This window comes from Primorskyibacter aestuariivivens (genome assembly GCF_028023675.1).
In the GTDB taxonomy this organism is placed as follows: domain Bacteria; phylum Pseudomonadota; class Alphaproteobacteria; order Rhodobacterales; family Rhodobacteraceae; genus Marinovum; species Marinovum aestuariivivens.
This window is the reverse complement of the sequence record NZ_JAQIOZ010000020.1, coordinates 59,910-76,939: the sequence shown is the minus strand read 5'-3', so window position 1 is coordinate 76,939 and position 17,030 is coordinate 59,910. Positions and strand designations below refer to the sequence as shown.

Sequence of the window (17,030 nt, the reverse complement as noted above, 5' to 3'; positions counted from 1 at the left end):
GCCGGATGCCGTCTTACATCTTGCACTCAGCGGCATAGGCGTCAGCGTGGTTTTCCAGCGCCACGCCGATGATCTTGTTGGTGAAGACGTCCCCTTCCTTGATCACTTCGCGGGCATAGATGTCCTGGATCGGGTGGTGGTTGTCACCAAAGGCGAAATCGCCCCGCGTGCTGTCAAACTCAGCTGCTTTCAACGCGGCGCGGAAGGCATCGGCATCGGACGGATCGGCCTTTTCCAGCGCCGAGATCAGCAGGTTCGCGGTGTCAAACCCCTGGCTCGCATAGAGCGAGGGCAGACGACCATATTCGGCCTGGAAGCTTTCGACAAAGGCGGCGTTGGTCGGGTTGTCGATATCCTTGGACCATTGCGAGGTGTTCACCACGCCCATGGCCGCGTCGCCCACCGCCTGAAGGATGCCCTGATCAAAGCTGAAGGCCGGGCCAACCAGCGGCAGGTCCACGCCGGAATCGGCGTACTGCTTGAGGAAGGAAATCCCCATACCGCCCGGCAGGAAGAAAAACACGCTGTCGGCGCCCGAGGCGCGGATCTGCGCGATTTCAGCCGCGTAATCGGTCTGGCCCAGCTTGGTATAGATCTCCCCCGCCAAGTCGCCCTCGAAGAAGCGTTTATACCCGGTCAGCGCGTCCTTGCCCGCCGGGTAGTTGGGCGCAAGGATGAAGCTGTTGCCATAGCCCGCGCTGTTGGCATAAGCGCCCGCCGCCTCGTGCAGGTTGTCATTCTGCCAGGCCACGTTGAAATAGTTCTTGTGACAGCCCGGCCCGGCCAGCGCAGAGGGCCCCGCATTGGGCGACAGGTAGAATACGTTCTGGTTCACCGCCGCGGGCACCACCGCCATGGCGAGGTTGGACCAGATGATGCCGGTCATCACATCGACGCGCTCCGACTGGATCAGCTTGTCAGAGAGCTGCACCGCGATGTCGGGCTTGCGCTGGTCATCCTCGATAATCACTTCGATATCGTCGCGGCCCGATTGCGCGATGGCCAGCATGAAGCCGTCGCGCACGTCGATGCCCAGACCCGCGCCACCGCCCGAGAGCGTGGTGATCATGCCCACCTTGACCTCGGCCGAGGCAAATGTGGCGGACATGGCAAGGGCCGCAGCCCCCATGAGAAGCTTTTTCATGTGTGTCTCCCTGTTGTTTGGGGCCATGAAGCGCAATCGGGGCGGGGAAGGCAAGCGGTGGGCGTTAATTTTTGTGTTGGATCATGGCTCTTAAAGAGTCATGCGCCCGCCTTGGGGGCGGGCGGGCGCATGCCGGGCCGCTACGCGACCCGGCTTACGTCACCCGTGACCGCGTCTGATACTTCGGATCGTCCCACGCGCGGGTGGTGATCACCTCTTCCAATATCTCCGCCGCGCGGATCACGTCGTCCGCGTCCAGATAGAGCGGCGTAAAGCCAAAGCGCATGATGTCGGGCGCGCGGAAGTCTCCGATCACGCCCCGGTCGATCAGCGCCTGCATCGCGGCATAGCCATGTGCAAAGGCAAACGACACCTGAGACCCGCGTTGATGGGCATCGCGTGGCGAGGCAAGCCGCAGTTGGGGACAGCGCGCCTCGACCTCTGCAATGAACAGATCGCCCAGCGCCATGGAGGCCGCGCGCAGATCGCCCATATCGACCCCGTCCCAGACATCCAAGGCCGCATCCAGCAGCGCCAGTTGCACAATCGGCGGCGTGCCGACGCGCAGCCGCTCGGTGGACATGGCCGGGCGATAATCGCGCTCCATGGCAAAGGGCGCGTCATGGCCCAGCCAGCCGGACAGTGCCGGCTGAACGCTCTCGATGATATCGGGCCGGGCATAGATGAACGCGGGCGCGCCGGGGCCGCCATTGAGATACTTGTACGTGCAGCCCACGGCAAACTCGGCGTTGGACGCCGCGATCTCCACCGGCACAGCCCCCGCGCTATGGGCCAGATCCCAGATCATCACCGCACCGGCGGCATGGGCGCGCTTGGTGATCGCCTCCATGTCATGCATGCGCCCCGTGCGGTAATCCACATGGGTCAGCATGACCACGGCGACCTCGTCGGTGATGGCCTCGGCCACATCCTCGGGTGCAGGCGTGCGCAGCGCGTAGCCCTGATCCAGCGTGCCGATCAGCCCCTGCGCCATATAAAGGTCCGAGGGAAAATTGCCGTTATCCGACAGGATCACGCGCCGGTCGGGCCGCATCTTCAATGCCGCGGCCAGCGCCTGATAGACCTTGATCGACAGGGTATCGCCCGTGGCCACCGATCCCGCAGGCGCGCCGATCAGCGCCGCCAACCGGTCCCCCACCACGCGCGGCAGGTCCATCCAGCCCGCCGAGTTCCAGGCGCGGATCAACTGCCCGCCCCATTCCTCGGTGATCACGCGCTGGGCCCGCTCAGCCGCCCCCTTTGGCAGCACCCCCAGCGAATTGCCGTCGAGATAGATCATCCCCTCGGGCAGGTCGAAAAGCTCTTTGCGTGGCAGCGATACGCCCATGATGGTCCTCTTAGGTCTGGTGCAAGAGATTTGGGCGCTACCGAACCCCGGATCGGCCCCGGGTTCAAGCCGGTTTGACTCGATCGGGATGCGCCGCGGCAAAGGCGGGCAGATCATTCAGCCGCGCGTCGATCGCCCGTATGCGCGGCATGTCGGTCAAATCCACCGCCCAGCGCCGGGCATTATAGAGCTGCGGCACAAGGCAGAGATCGGCGAGGCTCACCCCGTTCCCCCAGCAATAGCGCCCCGGCCCCAGCATCGCCTCAAAGGCGCGCAGGCCCGGGGTGATGAAATGCTGCATCCAGTCCTGCATGTTCAGCGCCCCGCCCGATTGCTCGACGGCGAAACGCGCGACACTCAGGTTACAGACCGGGTGGATATCAATAGCAATTGCATAGGCCATTGCGCGCACGCGGGCGCGATCCCCGGGCGCATCGGGCAAAAGCCCCAGCCCGCGCGTTTCCTCCAGATACTCGATGATCGCCAGCGATTGGGTCATCATGATCCCGTCTATTTCCAGCGCAGGCACCAGCCCCTGGGGGTGACGCGCCAGATGCGCCGTGGCCTTGTGCTCGGCCGCCAGCAAATCCACCGGCACCGCGCGCCACTCCTCTCCGGCGAGGTTCAGCGCGATGCGCACCCGGTAGCTGGCCGACGAGCGCCAGTAATCATAGAGAACTGTCATGATATGCCTCGATGATCCGGCTCAGAGCAGCGTCAAACCCGGCGAAATCCGTTCCAAGCTGCGCCTCGATCCGTCTCTGAAACTGCGCGGCCAGCGGCAACAACTCATCCATCATCGCCTGCCCCGCGTCGGTCAGGGTCAGATCGACCAGCCGCTTGTCACTTTCGCTCTGGCGCTTGGCAATCAGCCCGCGCCCCTCCAGCCGCGCCGCAGCCCGGCTGACCTTGGACTTTTCCATGACCACCTTGGCCTCGATATCGCGGACCGAGGCGCGCCCGCTTTGCGACAGGTGCACCATCACCCGCCAATCCGGGATCGAAAGGCCAAACCGCGCCCGGTAAACCCGCGCCAGCGTCTCGCTGAGCAATTGCGCGGCCAGCGCCACGCGATAGGGCGAGAAACGCGACAGGTCAAACTGCGGATCAGACGGTTCCGCCGGGATGTCAAAGGGATCGGTCATAGCGCCCTGCCCTGTGAATATTGGCCTTTTGCGCAGTAAATCAGAAATCGTTGCATTTGCAACAAGTTTATGCGACAACCCGACTCGAGCGATTTGCATGGCACTTGGAGGGGAGGTTTTCATGAACACCGCACGTCACCCCAGCGGGCTGCAACAAGCGGCGACACCGGTTGGCACCACCGAGGGCTACATGCCCGGATGGGCCAATGATTTCGAGACCGAGGCCCTGCCCGGCGCGCTGCCGCAGGGCATGAATTCGCCCCAGAAATGCGCCTATGGGCTTTATGGCGAACAGCTCTCTGGCACGGCCTTTACCGCCAACCCGCCGGAACGCACATGGACCTACCGCATCCGCCCTTCGGTAAAGCATTCGGCGCGCTACACGCGCATTGACCTGCCCTATTGGAAATCCGCCCCTTGCGTGGACCCGGATGTGACCAGCCTTGGGCAATATCGCTGGGATCCGGTGCCGCATTCCGACGCGCCGCTGACCTGGCTCACCGGCATGCGGACCATGACCACGGCGGGCGACGTGAACACCCAGGTCGGCATGGCTAGCCATATCTACCTGATCACCCAATCCATGGTGGACAGCTATTTCTTTTCCGCCGACAGCGAGCTTCTGGTGGTGCCACAGGAAGGCCGCCTGCGCTTTGCCACGGAACTGGGGATCATTGATGTCGAACCCAAGGAAATCGCCATCCTCCCGCGCGGGCTTGTCTACCGGGTCGAGGTGCTGGACGGCCCCTGCCGCGGCTTTGTCTGTGAAAACTATGGCCAGAAATTCGAGTTGCCGGGTCGTGGCCCCATCGGGGCCAACTGCATGGCCAACCCGCGTGATTTCAAGGCCCCCGTGGCGGCGTTCGAGGATCGCGAGGTGCCCTCGACCCTGACCATCAAATGGTGCGGCCAGTTCCATGAAACACAGATCGCGCAAAGCCCGCTCGACGTGGTGGCCTGGCACGGCAATTACGCGCCCTACAAATACGATCTGCGGACCTATTGCCCGGTGGGCGCGATCCTGTTCGATCACCCGGACCCGTCAATCTTTACCGTGCTGACCGCGCCCTCGGGCGTGCCGGGGACGGCCAATATCGACTTTGTGCTGTTCCGCGAACGCTGGATGGTGGCGGAAAACACCTTCCGCCCGCCCTGGTATCACAAGAACATCATGTCCGAGCTGATGGGCAATATCTATGGCCAGTACGACGCCAAGCCGCAGGGCTTTGTCCCCGGCGGCATGAGCCTGCATAACATGATGATCCCGCACGGGCCCGACCGCGAGGCGTTCGAGGGCGCATCGCGTGCCAATCTCGGCGCCGAGAAGCTGGACAACACCATGTCCTTCATGTTCGAAACCCGCTTCCCGCAGCACCTGACGCCCTTTGCAGGCAAGGAGGCACCGATGCAGGACGATTATATCGACTGCTGGGACAGCCTTGAGAAAAAGTTCGACGGCACGCCGGAAGGCAACTGGAACAAGTAACGCCGGATCAATCGCACGGGACCAGACGATGAGCCTTATGAAAAGCTGGATGGAGAGCGCCAATTCCCCCGACACGGATTTTCCGCTGAACAACCTGCCTTACGGCGTGTTTTCCACCGGTGACGGCTCGATGCCGCGCTGCGGGGTGGCGATTGGCGATCAGATCCTTGATCTCTGCGCCGCCGAAGGCGATGGCCTGTTGGGCGATGCCGCCCCGGTCTTTGACGTGCCTTACTGGAACGATTTCATGGAGCTTGGCCCAGAGGCTTGGGGTGAGCTGCGCGCCACGCTGACCGCGCTGCTCTCAGACGGGGCCGATGCCCGCCCCGACCTGCTGGTCGCACAGGCAGAGGTGCAGATGCACCTACCTTTCAACGTGGCGGAATACACCGATTTCTACGCCAGCAAGCATCACGCCACCAATGTCGGCACGATGTTTCGGGGGCCGGAAAACGCGCTGCCGCCGAACTGGCTGTCGATCCCCATCGGCTATAATGGCCGGGCGTCATCCGTGGTGGTCTCGGGCACCGATGTGCGCCGCCCCTGGGGCCAATTGAAAGCCCCCGACGCGGACCTACCGGTCTTTGCGCCCTGCAAACGCTTTGATCTGGAACTGGAAATGGGGGCCATTGTCGGCCAGCCCTCTGACGGACCAGTGAGCGTGCAACAGGCCGATGACATGATCTTTGGCTATGTGCTGCTCAATGACTGGTCGGCACGTGATATCCAGGCCTGGGAATACCAGCCGCTGGGTCCGTTTCAGGCCAAGGCCGCCGCCACCACGATTTCCCCCTGGATCGTGACCAAGGCGGCGCTGGAGCCCTTCCGCTGCGACACGCCCGAACGCGAACGCCCGCTGCTGGACTACTTGGCCGAACCCGGCCCGATGCTCTATGATATCGACCTTGAGGTGGGGCTTGCCCCGGAGGGACAAATCGAGACTACGATCAGCCGCACCAATTACCGCGAAATGTACTATTCTTCGGCGCAGCAACTGGCCCATCACACCACCAGCGGTTGCCCCATGCGGGTGGGTGACCTCTTGGGGTCGGGCACCATCTCCGGCCCGGAAAAACACCAGCGCGGCGCGCTTCTGGAACTGAGCTGGGGCGGCAAGGAACCGGTCACGCTCGACAGCGGCGAGACGCGCAGTTTTCTTGAGGATGGCGACAGGCTGACCCTGCGCGGCGCGGCGCGGGGTGATGGCTACCGCGTGGGCTTCGGCGCCTGCACCGGCCGGGTGCTGCCCGCGCTTGAAGACCCGTTCCAACCCTGATCTTCATCTTGCCAGATAAACTCCCGCCGGAGGCTCCCGCAATCTGCCACCGGCGCCACACACAACAAGGACGCGCAACATGACCAAAGCCTTTGCCTCTGCCGGCGACATGGAAGAAAAGACCATCTCTTTCACCGAGATTGGCGACGGGCTTTATGCCTTCACCGCCGAGGGCGATCCGAACACCGGCGTGATCATCGGCGATGACAGCGTGATGATCATCGAGGCACAGGCCACCCCGCGTCTGGCCCGCAAGGTGATAGATTGCGTCCGCTCGGTCACGGACAAGCCGATCTCGCATCTGGTCCTGACCCATTACCACGCGGTGCGCGTGCTGGGCGCGTCGGCCTATGGCGCGCGGGAAATCATCATGTCCGACGTGGCCGCCGCCATGGTCGAGGAACGCGGGCAGGAAGACTGGGACAGCGAGTTCGACCGCTTCCCGCGTCTCTTTCAGGGGCATGAGGAAATCCCCGGCCTGACGCGACCCACCACGACATTCTCTGAATCCATGACCGTGATGCTGGGCAAGCGCCGGGTGGACATCATGAAGCTGGGCCGCGCCCATACCGCCGGTGATGCGGTGATCTGGGTGCCGGATCAGGAGGTGATGTTCACCGGCGATATCGTGGAATATCACTCCGCCTGCTATTGCGGCGACGGGCATTTTGGCGACTGGGAAGAGACGCTGATGAATATCGCGTCCTTTGAGCCGAAATCCATCGCGCCGGGACGTGGCGACGCGCTGGTGGGCGAAGAGATGGTGGCAAAGGCCATCGCAAGCACCGCCGATTTCGTCAACTCAACCTACAAACCAGTGGCCAGGGTTGTGGCACGCGGCGGCACGCTCAAGGAAGCCTGGAACGCCTGCCGCGCCGAATGTGACCCGAAATTCAGCGATTACGCGATCTATGAGCATTGCCTGCCGTTCAACGTGGCCCGCGCCTATGACGAGGCCCGCGGCATCGACACCCCCCGCGTCTGGACCGCTGAGCGCGACAAGGAGATGTGGGCGGAGTTGCAGGGGTGAAGAATGAGTAAAATCGTTCATTTCAAAGTTGCGGCGTTTAAGGCCGCAATAGTGCTCGTTCCATCTTATTTGGCAGCCTACCTGACCGAAAAAATGGTTTGGGTCGTCCCAACGCTGGCGGCTTCAAGTTTCTTCGCAGCGACGATTGGAATGGATGAAACTGCGCTGCGTCGCAGAATCGATGAGGATGACGCGGACGCCGACGAAACGATCGACGAGTCCGAAACTTCGCATGACCCTTTCGACGAAAGCCATGATGGCTTTGACGGGTCGTAATCAGGCACGTCGGACTGTGAATGATTGCCTAGCCTATATCCGCGGAGTGAGCGCTATCATATTAGGAGAGGAGAAGAGATGATCCACGACCGTTACCAACTGGCCTTCAAACTCTACCCCTATGCCCGCAGCGCCGATCAGGATGCCGACAGCCCGGTGCATCACCCGGTCATCGTGGTCGGCGGCGGGCCTATCGGGCTGGCTTCGGCGCTGGATCTTGGACGGCAGGGCATTCCTGTGGTGGTGCTCGACGATCACGAGGGCATCGGACAGGGCAGCCGCGCGATCTGTTTCTCAAAACGCTGTCTGGAAATCGCCGACCGCTATGGCTGCGGTCAACCGATGGTGGAAAAGGGCGTGGTGTGGAACCTGGGCAAGGTGTTTCACGATGACCGCAAGGTCTATGAATTCAACCTGCTGCCCGAAGAGGGCCACAAATACCCCGCCTTCATCAATCTCCAGCAGCCCTATTTCGAACGCTTCCTGTTCGAACAGATCAAAGCCGAACAGGCCCGCGGCGCGCCGATTGAGATCCGGGGCAAGAACCGGGTCGAAGCGATCACGCCGGAGGCGAATGGCGTGACGCTGGAAATCGACACCCCCGAAGGCCCCTATAAGCTAAGCGCCGACTGGCTCATCGCCTGCGACGGCGCGGGCAGCCCCACGCGCAAGATGCTGGGACTGGATTTCGAAGGGCGGGTGTTCGAGGACAACTTCCTGATCGCCGATATCCGCATGGTGAATGACGAGTTCCCGACCGAGCGCTGGTTCTGGTTCGAGCCGCATTTCAAATCCGGGGCCTCTACGCTCCTGCACCGCCAGCCCGATGGCATCTGGCGGGTGGACTTCCAGATTGGCTGGGACGTGGATCGCGCCGAAGAATTGAAGGAGGAAAACGTGCGCGCCCGGCTGGATGCGATGCTGGGCGATGTGGAGTACGAGATCGTCTGGACCTCGATTTACACGTTCCAGTGCCGCCGCATGAAAGACTTCCGGCATAACCGGGTGATCTTTGCCGGCGACAGCGCGCATCAGGTCTCGCCCTTTGGCGCGCGCGGGGCCAATTCGGGCATGCAGGACGTGGACAATCTTGGCTGGAAACTGGGCATGGTGATCCGGGGCGAGGCACCGGAACGATTGCTCGACAGCTATAACGAGGAACGCATTCACGGCGCGGATGAGAATATCCTGAATTCCACGCGCTCCACCGATTTCATCACGCCGAAATCGCGGGTCAGCCACCTGTTCCGCAACGCGGTGCTGGATCTGGCCGAGAGATACGAATTTGCCCGCCCCATCGTGAATTCCGGGCGTCTCAGCGTGCCCTGTACCTATGACGGGCTGTCGCTGAACGGGCCGGATGCGCTGACGGGTGGCCCGGCCCGGACGCGGGTGGGCAGCCCCTGCCCCGATGCGCCGATTGACGACGGGTTTCTGCTCGACCGGTTGGGCGACGGGTTTGTGCTGCTGACGCTGAATACCGAGGTGCCGGACCGGCTGGAAGTAGACGGCATTCCCATTCGACGCGTCGCGTTGTCTGCCGGTGGCCGCGATGCGCTGAGCGACCGTTACCTGGGTTCGGCCCGCGCCGCCGTCTACCTGATCCGTCCCGACCAACATGTCACGGCGCGCTGGGAGCACTACGACGCCGCCGCCGTGACGGCAGCGTTGCGCACAGCCTGCGCCAAGGAGGCGATATGAGCGATCTGACCCTGACCCCCAATCTGGAAAGCGCGGATGATTTCTACGCCGCGTTGATTGCCGCGCATGACGGGCTGAGCGACGAGGAGAGCGAAGCGTTCAATGCCCGATTGATCCTGATCCTCGCCAACCAGATCGGCGATCAATCGGTGCTGGAGGCCGCGCTGGAGGCGGCGAAAGCGTGAGCGATGCAGCTTGAGGGGTTCTTTCCCTACCGGCTCGCCGTGGTGGCGGACGGGTTTTCCCGGCAACTCACCGAGGTCTATCAGCGCGACTTCGGCCTGAGCCGCGAGGAATGGCGGTTTCTCTTCCTTCTGGCCGATACCGGGTCGCTGACTTCGCGCGATCTGGCCCGGCTTGGCACGCTGGACAAGGTGCAGGTGAGCCGCGCCGCGGATCGGCTTGAAGCGAAGGCCTTGATCATCCGCGCGCCATCGCCCGGGGATCGCCGATTGAAACTCTATACCTGCACCGATGCCGGGCGCAGGCTGTTTCATGAGGTGTTTGACCGGGTCAACGCGCAGGCCGACCAAATCCTGGCGCGGATGAGCGTCGAGGACCGCGCCGCGTTAGAGCGCGGGCTGAGCACACTAGCGCGCGCGACAAAGGAAAGCGGCGTACCTAGCCCGGAATAATCTCGAATTTCATCACATCCACCATGCCGCGATCGGTGATCTTGAGCGCCGGGATCACCGGCAGGGCAAGGAAGGCCAGCTGCAAGAACGGCTCTTCCAGCACCACGCCCAGACCTCGCGCCGCATCGCGCAATTCGATCAGGTGGCGATGCACCACCTCGAACGGCTCAAGGCTCATCAGCCCCGCAACGGGCAGCGCAAGTTCGGCCAGCACCGCGCCGTCCCGCACCACGACAAACCCGCCCTCAAGCTCTGACAGTCGGTTCGCCGCAACTGCCATATCGGCGTAATCCATCCCCACGCAGGCGATGTTGTGGTGATCGTGACAGACGGTGGACGCAATGGCCCCCGCCTGCATGCCAAAGCCGCGCACGAAACCGGTGGCGATATTGCCGTTCTTGCCATGGCGTTCCACCACGGCGATACGCGCCAGATCGCGGGCGGCATCGGGGCGTTTGTCGCCGTCTTCGATAGTGATCTCTTCGTGCAGATGTTCGGTGATGATCTTGCCTTCGATGATGCCGATCACATCCGTGGCGGTCCGGTTGCCGGTGGCGCGAAAATCCTCGGCTGTCACCCGTGGCGCGGTGACGGATCCGCGCCCCACCACGCCCACATGCCCCCGCGCCGCAAATGCCGCCTCTGTCAGTTCGACGCCCGCGCAGAACACTTTCTCGGCCCGGCAGTCGTCAAGCGAGGACAGCGCCACGATATCGGCCCGCAGCCCCGGCGCGATCAACCCGCGATCCTTAAGACCAAAGGCCTCTGCCGCAGACAGCGACGCGGCGCGGTAGACCGCAAGCGGCGGCACGCCGCGCTGGATGAGCCGCCGGATCATGTAATCGAGATGACCATGTTCCGCGATATCCAGCGGGTTCCTGTCATCGGTACACAGGCACATATAGGCGCTGGTCCGTTCGCTCAGCACCTCCGCCAGCGCCTCCAGATCCTTGCTGACCGACCCTTCGCGGATCAGCACCCGCATGCCCTTTTGCAGCTTTTCGCGTGCCTCTTGCGCCGTGGTCGCCTCATGCTCGGTTCGGATACCCGCCGCGATATAGGCATTGAGATCGCGCCCCGAGAGCATCGGACAATGCCCGTCGATATGGCCGCCTTCGAACAGCTTCAGCTTGGCCATGGCGCCGGGATCACGGTGGATAACACCGGGATAATTCATGAACTCAGCCAATCCAATGGATGAAGGATGCCCCATAACTTGTTGCAAATCATCCGCTTCTATCCGCGCGCCTGCGGTTTCCATCTCTGTGGACGGAACGCAGGAGGACAGCTGCACCCGGATATCCATCAGCGTGTGTTCGCTCGCGCGTTGGAAATAGCGGATGCCCTCCAGCCCCACCACATTGGCAATTTCATGCGGATCACAGATCGCCGTGGTGACCCCGCGCGGCGCGACACAACGGTCGAATTCGAACGGCGTGATCAGCGAGCTTTCGATATGCAGATGTGTGTCGATGAACCCGGGCACCAGCGTCAGCCCCGAGACATCCACCACCTCGCGGCCCTCGTATTCCGCGCCGATCCCCACGATCCGGTCACCACAGACCGCCACGTCACCGCGGGTCATGTCGCCAGTGACAAGGCAGAACACCCGCCCGCCCCGCAGCACCAGATCGGCCGGTTCATCGCCGCGCCCCTGCGCAATCCGTGTTTCAAGCTCTGCCATGATGCACCCCATTGATCCCGTTTCCCGCTCAGCATACCGTCCGCCAAAACGAGGGGAAACACCATGCTGCATCAGCTGGTTACTCAAGACGATGTCGATACCTATCAGCGCGACGGTGTTGTGCTGATCAAGGGGCTGTTCGCCGATCATGTCGACACCTTGCGCGCGGGCATTGACCGCAACATGGCCGAGCCTGGGCCTTATGCGGCGGAAAACCTGCACAAGGGCGAGGCCGGGCGCTTTTTCGATGATTACTGCAACTGGACGCGCATCCCCGAGTTCCGAGAGGTAATCGAGACCAGCCCGGCGGCAGAGGTCGCCGCCAATCTCATGGGATCGGACAGGGTGCAGGTCTTTCACGACCACGTGCTGGTCAAGGAACCCGGCACCTCGAAACCCACGCCCTGGCACCAGGACGGGCCGTATTATTTCGTCGAGGGCCAGCAGACCGCCAGCTTCTGGTCGCCGGTCGATCCCGTCACCGAGGCCTCGCTGCGCTGCGTGGCGGGCTCACATCTCTGGGAGAAACCGGTTTTGCCCACCCGCTGGCTGAGCGAGGAAAACTTCTATCCCGACGAAGACGCCTATATGCCTGTGCCGGACCCCGATGCCGAGGGCATGAATATCACCGAATGGGCCATGGAACCCGGTGATGCGGTGGCCTTCAACTTCATGATCCTGCATGGCGCGCGCGGCAATGAGACAGGTCACCGCCGCCGCGCCTTTTCTCTGCGCATGGTTGGCGATGACGCGCGCTATGTGCAGCGGCCCGGGCGCACCTCGCCGCCCTTTCCCGGCCATGACATGAAGCCGGGGCAAAAGCTGCGCGAAGACTGGTTCCCGCAGGTCTGGCCCCGCTGATCCCGCGACCCTCGCGTCAAAGTGACCGCTCCCCCCTCTCGACGTGACGTCGTGGATGGCGCAAAAGCACGTCCAAGCCGCTATATTCAGCGGAAAGGAGATCCCATGCGCCTCTTGACCCGCATCATGCTTGTTCTAGCGCTTGTGCTGCCTGTGGCGGCATGGGCGGCCTCGTCAGATCGCTACGAGGCACATGCGCTCACGGCGCGGCTGATCACGGTCGAAAATGGCGTCGCGCCCGGCGCGGGCTCGGTCTCTGCCGGTCTGGTGGTTGAGATGGCCGAGGGCTGGAAAACCTATTGGCGCAGCCCCGGCGAAGTGGGCCTGCCGCCCGAACTGGACTGGTCCACCTCGGACAATGTGGCCGAAACCGAATTCCTCTACCCCGCGCCCACACGCTTCACCGCCTTTGACATCGAAAATTTTGGCTATGGCGACCAGGTGGTCTTTCCCATCCGCGTGGCACTGGACCAACCGGGCGAGGCCGCGACCCTCACCACTCAGGCCCGCCTTCTGGTCTGCAAGGATATCTGCATCCCCGAGGATTTCACCCTGACGCTGGCGCTGCCCCAAAGCACCGGGATCGATGCTGAGGCCGCAAGCCTGGTGGCTGTTGCGTTGGCGCAGGTACCGCTTGATGCTGCCGAAACGGATATGACCCTTGAGGCCGCGCACCTGTCCGATGACGCGCTGACCGTGGCGCTGATCAAACCCACGGGCTTCGCCGCGCCCGACGTTTTCCCCGAACTGGGCGACGCCTCCTTCGGCAAGCCCGAGATCCGTCTCTCCGGAGACGGCACCCGGCTCTGGGCGCGCTTCCCCGCGCTCTACCTGCCCGAGGACACGCCCGATCTGCACCTCACCGCCACCGATGGCGGGTTTGCTGCCACGCTGCCGGCACTCTTGTCTGATGCACCACCGCCGGCCCCTGCGCGCACGCCAGATGCCGGGCTGCTCTGGACCGCGCTGATCGCGGTGCTGGGCGGGCTGATCCTCAATGTCATGCCCTGCGTCCTTCCGGTCCTGTCGATCAAGCTGATGGGGGCGATGAAAAAGGCCGAAAAAGGCCGCGCCCGGGTGCGCACGGGGTTCCTGCTTTCAGCCGCCGGGATCATCAGCTTCTTCTGGGTTCTGGCGGCGGCCACCTATGCCCTGCAAAGCATGGGCCACGCGGTGGGCTGGGGGCTGCAATTCCAAAGCCCGGTCTTTCTGACCACGATGATCGCCATACTGCTGATCTTTGCGGCCAATATGGCGGGATTGTTCGACCTGGCCCTGCCCTCGGCGCTGCAAAGCCGCCTGTCGGTTGCGGGCGGCAGCGGCCATCTGGGCGATTTCGCCACTGGTGCCTTTGCCGCCGTGCTGGCCACGCCCTGCTCCGCGCCCTTCCTTGGCACCGCCGTGGCCTATGCCATGTCCGGTGGCGCGCTGGAGATCGCGGTGATTTTCACCGCGCTTGGCGTGGGCCTCGCGTTGCCCTATCTCGCCATCGCGCTCTTCCCCGGCACAGTTGCCTTCCTGCCCAAGCCCGGACGCTGGATGCTGGGGCTGAAATGGCTGATGGGCGCGCTCCTGGCGCTCACCGCGCTCTGGCTGTTCTTCGTGCTCTGGGGCGTGGCGGGCTGGCCGCTGACGGCGATCGTGGCGGGGCTCATGGCGCTGATCCTGATCCTGCTGGCCCTGCCCCGCCTGCCCGCGCGCGCGACATTTGTCAGTGCTGTCGCAGCACTGGCCATTGCCCTGCCCCGCCTCTCAGGCCCTGCCCCCGAAGCTCCGGCCAGCGCAACCCGCTGGGCCGCATTCAGCGAAAGCTCCATCTCGGGCCATGTCGCGAGCGGCAAAACCGTGTTCGTCGATGTCACCGCCGACTGGTGCCTGACCTGCAAGGCCAACAAGGCGCTCGTACTCGACCGCGATCCCATTGCCAGCCTGCTGGCCAGCGAGGGCATCGTCGCGATGCAGGCCGACTGGACCCGCCCGGACCCCTCGATCTCGGCCTATCTGGAGCGCTTCAACCGCTTCGGCATCCCGTTCAACGCGGTCTACGGCCCCGCCGCGCCCAATGGCATCGCGCTGCCCGAATTGCTGAGCAAGGACGCGATCCTGACCGCAGTCAACGACGCCTCGGGAAACTAGCCGAGCACATCACACTTCTTCTGTTTGCAAATACCTCGGGGGAGCCGAAGGCGGGGGCAGAGCCCCCAAACCGCCGCGAAGCGGCTGAATACAGTGTGCCGAAGGCACTCAATTGGATTACCCGCCGTTCGCGGCCAGCCCCTGTGCCACAACACCCCGGCGCGGATCATCCGCCGCCAATCCGTCCAGCAAACCTTCGGCTGCACGATAGGCCGCAAGCGCATTCTCACGCTCGCCCAGCACCCCATAAGCCCGGCCCAGCTGCAACCAGCCATCGAGGTTCTCCGGCTCTTCCTCCATCCGCTCAGCCAGATTGCTGACCATCTGCCGGATAAAGGCGCCCCGATCCTCCTCAGACATCTCGCCCGCCGCTTCCACGTCCTCGGCGCTGGGACCGCGCGGCATGTCGACGAAATCGGCCAGGGTCACCGGCGCCTCGCCAATGCTTGCGCCAAGCCGGTTGATCTGGGCCAGGAAACTCTCCATCCAGGGCTGGAAACTATCCTCCTGCCGCATGCGGAGCATCAGCAATTCCCGCGCCTTGGCTGGGCGGCCATCCTGTTCCAGCCATTGCGCCTTGTAATAGCTGCCCGCCGGGCTCAGCGGGTCCATCTGCAACGCCCGGTCCAGCAGGGCATTGGCGCGCACCGTCACCGCGCCCTGATCGACGGCGATCAGCGCCTCGGCCAATTGCGTGAGAATACCGGCCGTCACGTCTTCGCGCTCCTCCAGCCGCTCAAAAGCCCAGACCGCATCGCCGTAGCGACCCATGCGCATATAGGTCTGCCCAAGCAACACCCAGCCCTCGGTCGCGCCGCCATTCTCTTCGGCCAGAAGCCGCGCGCGAAGCCGCTCTGTCAGATCGGCGATGCGCCGGTCTTCTTCGCGTTCATCGGCGCGTTCGGCAAAGGGCTGGCTGGGCAAGCCCGGCGCACCATTGAGCACGTACACCCCACCGGCCAGCGCCGGAACCAGCACAGCGGAGGCCATGAGCGCCAGCGCCCCGCCTTTGCTGACGATGCGCGCGCCGCCCTGTTTCTCGACATTCAGCATGCGCCGCTTGATCTCGACCGCCGCCGCCGCGGCCTCTTCGTCCGAGATCAGACCGCGCACGCGCTCATCCTCGATTTCCTTGAGCTGATCGACAAAAATGGCCAGCGCGCCCTCGGTATGACCGATCTGCGCCCCACCGCGCCGCCAAAGGGGCAGCACCACGATCACAGCCGCCACAAGCGCCATCGCGGCGCCAAGTATCCAGAACATCATGGCTCAGCCGTCCTTGTCTTGTCTGTCCTGCCCGAAGCGCTGCATCAGCTCGGCCACTATCGCTTCTTCCTCGTCCGACAACCCCGCCTGTGCATCCGCCGCACCGCGTCGCCGCGAGAAGACCGTGGCCGCCGCCAGCCCGCCCAATCCCAAGAGTGCCAAAGGCGCCAGCCAGAGCGCATAGGTCTTGGCATTGAAGGGCGGTTTGAACAGTACGTAATCGCCGTATTTCTCGACCAGGAAATCGCGCACCTCGTCGTCGCTATCCCCGGCCACCAGCCGTTCGCGGATCAGGATGCGCAGGTCGCGCGCCACGCCCGCATTGGAGCTGTCGATCGGTTCGTTCTGACACACGACACAGCGCACATCCTTGGAGATTGCCCGTGCCCGTGCCTCAAGCTCCGGGTCGTCGAGGATTTCATCCGGTTCCACGGCCAGAGCGATACCCGCCAGCAGCACAAAGATCAGGCTCAGCAGATGTTTCACGATCCCGCCCCGCCCCGTGCTTCGGCCAGCGCCGCGCGCAGCTCGTCTTGCGACTGCTCGGTCGCAATCGGGCCGACATAACGCCAGACCACGGTGCCCGAGCCGTCGACGACAAAGGTCTCGGGCACGCCGGAGATGCCCCATTCGATCCCAGCGCGCCCGGTCTCATCCGCGCCAATGCGCGCGTAAGGATTGCCCAGTTCTTCCAGCCATGCGCGCGCATCCTCGGGCTTGTCCTTGTAATTGATGCCCATCAGGTCAAAGCCTTCGTCCCGCGCCAGACGCGTCAGAACGCCATGCTCCGCCCGGCACGGCACGCACCAGGAGGCAAAGACATTGAGCACTACGGGTTCGCCCGAAGCGGCCAGATCTGAGGTCTTCAGCCCGGGGCTGTCCACGCCAGCGATGGGGCCAAGATCGAACTGCGGTGCCGGTTTGGAAATCAACACCGAAGGGATCGCATTTGGGTCCCGATCCGGATTCAGCCCCCAGAGAAAGAAGCCGCCAAGAATTGCCACCACGACGATGGGAATGAAGACCAGAATGCGTTGCATGC

Annotated in this window: 17 protein-coding genes; 9 read left to right on the top strand and 8 right to left on the bottom strand. The window is 63.5% G+C overall.

Annotated elements, in window-relative coordinates; all coding sequences use genetic code 11:
• Window positions 1-13 precede the first annotated feature (13 nt).
• The 4 genes from PGB28_RS17995 to PGB28_RS17980 form a co-directional block, all read right to left on the bottom strand.
• The gene (locus PGB28_RS17995) at window positions 14-1,144 is read right to left on the bottom strand and encodes an ABC transporter substrate-binding protein (protein ID WP_271422920.1); all 1,131 of its coding nucleotides are present in this window, start codon (window positions 1,142-1,144) and stop codon (window positions 14-16) included.
• A 154-nt stretch (window positions 1,145-1,298) separates the two neighbouring features.
• Window positions 1,299-2,492 carry a kynureninase gene (gene kynU, locus PGB28_RS17990; protein WP_271422919.1) on the bottom strand — a complete coding sequence of 398 codons (1,194 nt, stop codon included), beginning with the start codon at window positions 2,490-2,492 and terminating at the stop codon, window positions 1,299-1,301.
• A 64-nt stretch (window positions 2,493-2,556) separates the two neighbouring features.
• Entirely contained in the window at window positions 2,557-3,177 is a 621-nt protein-coding gene (gene maiA, locus PGB28_RS17985; protein ID WP_271422918.1) for a maleylacetoacetate isomerase, read from the bottom strand.
• Window positions 3,161-3,637: a MarR family winged helix-turn-helix transcriptional regulator gene (locus tag PGB28_RS17980; protein ID WP_271422917.1), complete on the bottom strand. Its 477-nt coding sequence runs from the start codon at window positions 3,635-3,637 to the stop codon at window positions 3,161-3,163. Before PGB28_RS17980 ends, maiA begins: the two co-directional genes overlap by 17 nt.
• A gap of 121 nt (window positions 3,638-3,758) precedes the next feature.
• On the opposite strand from PGB28_RS17980, the gene hmgA reads away from it, so the two are divergent.
• From hmgA to PGB28_RS17945, 7 genes are all read left to right on the top strand, one after another.
• Window positions 3,759-5,123: a homogentisate 1,2-dioxygenase gene (gene hmgA, locus PGB28_RS17975; RefSeq protein ID WP_271422916.1), complete on the top strand. Its 1,365-nt coding sequence runs from the start codon at window positions 3,759-3,761 to the stop codon at window positions 5,121-5,123.
• 28 nt (window positions 5,124-5,151) lie between these two features.
• The gene (gene fahA / locus PGB28_RS17970) at window positions 5,152-6,399 is read left to right on the top strand and encodes a fumarylacetoacetase (protein WP_271422915.1); all 1,248 of its coding nucleotides are present in this window, start codon (window positions 5,152-5,154) and stop codon (window positions 6,397-6,399) included.
• Between the two features lie 79 nt (window positions 6,400-6,478).
• Window positions 6,479-7,429, top strand: coding sequence for an MBL fold metallo-hydrolase (locus PGB28_RS17965; RefSeq protein ID WP_271422914.1), 951 nt, complete (start codon window positions 6,479-6,481; stop codon window positions 7,427-7,429).
• Window positions 7,430-7,432: 3 nt separating this feature from the next.
• Window positions 7,433-7,705, top strand: a complete 273-nt coding sequence (locus PGB28_RS17960; protein ID WP_271422913.1) for a hypothetical protein — start codon at window positions 7,433-7,435, stop codon at window positions 7,703-7,705.
• Between the two features lie 78 nt (window positions 7,706-7,783).
• Window positions 7,784-9,406, top strand: a complete 1,623-nt coding sequence (locus PGB28_RS17955) for an FAD-dependent oxidoreductase (RefSeq protein WP_271422912.1) — start codon at window positions 7,784-7,786, stop codon at window positions 9,404-9,406.
• Entirely contained in the window at window positions 9,403-9,591 is a 189-nt protein-coding gene (locus PGB28_RS17950) for a DUF2783 domain-containing protein (protein WP_271422911.1), read from the top strand. The genes PGB28_RS17955 and PGB28_RS17950 overlap by 4 nt, the downstream gene beginning before the upstream one ends.
• A 3-nt stretch (window positions 9,592-9,594) precedes the next feature.
• On the top strand, window positions 9,595-10,041 hold the full coding sequence (locus PGB28_RS17945) for a MarR family winged helix-turn-helix transcriptional regulator (protein WP_271422910.1): 447 nt from the start codon (window positions 9,595-9,597) through the stop codon (window positions 10,039-10,041).
• Here PGB28_RS17945 and ade read toward each other — a convergent pair.
• Complete coding sequence (gene ade, locus PGB28_RS17940; protein WP_271422909.1) at window positions 10,028-11,725, bottom strand: adenine deaminase; 1,698 nt, start codon at window positions 11,723-11,725, stop codon at window positions 10,028-10,030. The two genes, PGB28_RS17945 and ade, sit on opposite strands and share 14 nt — an antisense overlap.
• 63 nt (window positions 11,726-11,788) lie before the next feature.
• Between ade and PGB28_RS17935 the strand changes: the two genes are divergently transcribed.
• Both PGB28_RS17935 and PGB28_RS17930 read left to right on the top strand, forming a co-directional pair.
• Window positions 11,789-12,586 (top strand): phytanoyl-CoA dioxygenase family protein, encoded by a 798-nt coding sequence (locus PGB28_RS17935; RefSeq protein WP_271422908.1) that lies wholly within the window; start codon window positions 11,789-11,791, stop codon window positions 12,584-12,586.
• Window positions 12,587-12,691: 105 nt separating this feature from the next.
• Window positions 12,692-14,722, top strand: coding sequence for a protein-disulfide reductase DsbD family protein (locus tag PGB28_RS17930; RefSeq protein ID WP_271422907.1), 2,031 nt, complete (start codon window positions 12,692-12,694; stop codon window positions 14,720-14,722).
• Between the two features lie 117 nt (window positions 14,723-14,839).
• Here PGB28_RS17930 and ccmI read toward each other — a convergent pair whose 3' ends face one another.
• From ccmI to PGB28_RS17915, 3 genes are read right to left on the bottom strand one after another with little or no spacing between them, the layout of a single operon-like run.
• A complete protein-coding gene (gene ccmI / locus PGB28_RS17925; protein ID WP_271422906.1) occupies window positions 14,840-15,988 on the bottom strand; it encodes a c-type cytochrome biogenesis protein CcmI in 1,149 nt (382 codons plus the stop codon).
• 3 nt (window positions 15,989-15,991) lie between these two features.
• A complete protein-coding gene (locus PGB28_RS17920; protein ID WP_271422905.1) occupies window positions 15,992-16,474 on the bottom strand; it encodes a cytochrome c-type biogenesis protein in 483 nt (160 codons plus the stop codon).
• Window positions 16,471-17,028: a DsbE family thiol:disulfide interchange protein gene (locus PGB28_RS17915; RefSeq protein ID WP_271422904.1), complete on the bottom strand. Its 558-nt coding sequence runs from the start codon at window positions 17,026-17,028 to the stop codon at window positions 16,471-16,473. Before PGB28_RS17915 ends, PGB28_RS17920 begins: the two co-directional genes overlap by 4 nt.
• Window positions 17,029-17,030: the final 2 nt, after the last annotated feature.

Excerpts from the sequence above, each read along its gene's own strand:
- PGB28_RS17955 (WP_271422912.1), top strand. The coding sequence starts at position 7,784 with ATGATCCACGACCGTTACCAACTGGCCTTCAAACTCTACCCCTATGCC.
- PGB28_RS17945 (WP_271422910.1), top strand. The coding sequence starts at position 9,595 with ATGCAGCTTGAGGGGTTCTTTCCCTACCGGCTCGCCGTGGTGGCGGAC.
- fahA (WP_271422915.1), top strand. The coding sequence starts at position 5,152 with ATGAGCCTTATGAAAAGCTGGATGGAGAGCGCCAATTCCCCCGACACG.
- PGB28_RS17935 (WP_271422908.1), top strand. The coding sequence starts at position 11,789 with ATGCTGCATCAGCTGGTTACTCAAGACGATGTCGATACCTATCAGCGC.
- kynU (WP_271422919.1), bottom strand. The coding sequence starts at position 2,492 with ATGGGCGTATCGCTGCCACGCAAAGAGCTTTTCGACCTGCCCGAGGGG.
- PGB28_RS17995 (WP_271422920.1), bottom strand. The coding sequence starts at position 1,144 with ATGAAAAAGCTTCTCATGGGGGCTGCGGCCCTTGCCATGTCCGCCACA.
- PGB28_RS17915 (WP_271422904.1), bottom strand. The coding sequence starts at position 17,028 with ATGCAACGCATTCTGGTCTTCATTCCCATCGTCGTGGTGGCAATTCTT.
- PGB28_RS17930 (WP_271422907.1), top strand. The coding sequence starts at position 12,692 with ATGCGCCTCTTGACCCGCATCATGCTTGTTCTAGCGCTTGTGCTGCCT.
- PGB28_RS17950 (WP_271422911.1), top strand. The coding sequence starts at position 9,403 with ATGAGCGATCTGACCCTGACCCCCAATCTGGAAAGCGCGGATGATTTC.
- PGB28_RS17980 (WP_271422917.1), bottom strand. The coding sequence starts at position 3,637 with ATGACCGATCCCTTTGACATCCCGGCGGAACCGTCTGATCCGCAGTTT.
- ccmI (WP_271422906.1), bottom strand. The coding sequence starts at position 15,988 with ATGATGTTCTGGATACTTGGCGCCGCGATGGCGCTTGTGGCGGCTGTG.
- maiA (WP_271422918.1), bottom strand. The coding sequence starts at position 3,177 with ATGACAGTTCTCTATGATTACTGGCGCTCGTCGGCCAGCTACCGGGTG.
- PGB28_RS17960 (WP_271422913.1), top strand. The coding sequence starts at position 7,433 with ATGAGTAAAATCGTTCATTTCAAAGTTGCGGCGTTTAAGGCCGCAATA.
- ade (WP_271422909.1), bottom strand. The coding sequence starts at position 11,725 with ATGGCAGAGCTTGAAACACGGATTGCGCAGGGGCGCGGCGATGAACCG.
- PGB28_RS17965 (WP_271422914.1), top strand. The coding sequence starts at position 6,479 with ATGACCAAAGCCTTTGCCTCTGCCGGCGACATGGAAGAAAAGACCATC.
- hmgA (WP_271422916.1), top strand. The coding sequence starts at position 3,759 with ATGAACACCGCACGTCACCCCAGCGGGCTGCAACAAGCGGCGACACCG.